The sequence below is a fragment of the Lysobacter sp. GCM10012299 genome (assembly GCF_042649405.1).
Classification (GTDB): domain Bacteria; phylum Pseudomonadota; class Gammaproteobacteria; order Xanthomonadales; family Xanthomonadaceae; genus Lysobacter_J.
Window position 1 is genome coordinate 1 of sequence record NZ_JBHRZC010000021.1, and the last position, 911, is coordinate 911.

Here is a 911-nt window from a genome sequence, read left to right on the forward strand (position 1 = left end):
AACAAAATCAAGAAGTCATTGAAACGCTGAAAAGCCTTGATAACAGCGTAAAACAAGGCTATATCAAGGTGCGAGGTGGCGAAGATATTCCCAAAATGAGCGAGCTGAAAGCTGAAATGAACCGCTACGCCACCTACGTTCAAAAAAGAACCGCTGAAATCGACCAAAAGCTTGATAGCTACGGTAATATCAGCAAATCTGTATCTGACGAATTGAGCCGGCAAGTGCGCCCACAAGTCCAAAAATTTTTAGCCAACGATGATCGAGCGACTGCCGAAGAGCTGAAACAAAATCGAATAGCGAATTTAATGTCCGTATTAGCCTCTGTGGGGCTTTTTATCGGTGGCACTGCTATTCTTATTGTTTCAGTCCTAAAGCTCCTGTAATCGAACGAGAGGGGGCTTAAAACGCAAATGAAACTGTTCTTTGAAAAAATGGGGTGGCATATTCTTCCTGTCGTGATTATTTTGGTCGGTTCGTATAGTTTATTCTGCATTTTTCGCTCGATCTTAGAAAAATTTGAGGAACCAAAGCTGAAACGTGTCGTTTTTGCCCTCTGTTTTGCGTTTCTAGCGCTTTTTGTGTCGGTCGGCATTTCTTCATACCGTCCGGACGTTGCGCTGTCTGTACGCCCTAAAATCAGCAAAATAGAGCAACTAGAAGCGAAAGCCGAAGCAAAACAGAAAAAAATTGATAAAATTTCGGACCAACTGGAGCAGGCATTGAAAATTGCCAGTCAAGAAAAGCTGAAAACCTTTAACCCAAAAGACTATCCAAGCGAAGTTATTACGGCGGATTGGGTACAAAAAAATCGTGACGTGATCGCTACTTTGCCCGATAAAGAGCTGAAAGACCGCTACACAAAGCGATTTGACGATGTAGAATCCTATTTTGAGCTGAATAGTCAGTGA

2 protein-coding genes are annotated in these 911 nt (G+C 42.5%); both read left to right on the forward strand.

Going from position 1 to position 911, the window contains the following annotated elements:
• On the forward strand, nt 1-386 hold a 386-nt coding region (locus ACFOPO_RS18455), incomplete at its 5' end, for a hypothetical protein (protein WP_386705141.1).
• 27 nt (nt 387-413) lie between these two features.
• Nucleotides 414-911, forward strand: coding sequence for a hypothetical protein (locus ACFOPO_RS18460; protein ID WP_002322921.1), 498 nt, complete (start codon nt 414-416; stop codon nt 909-911).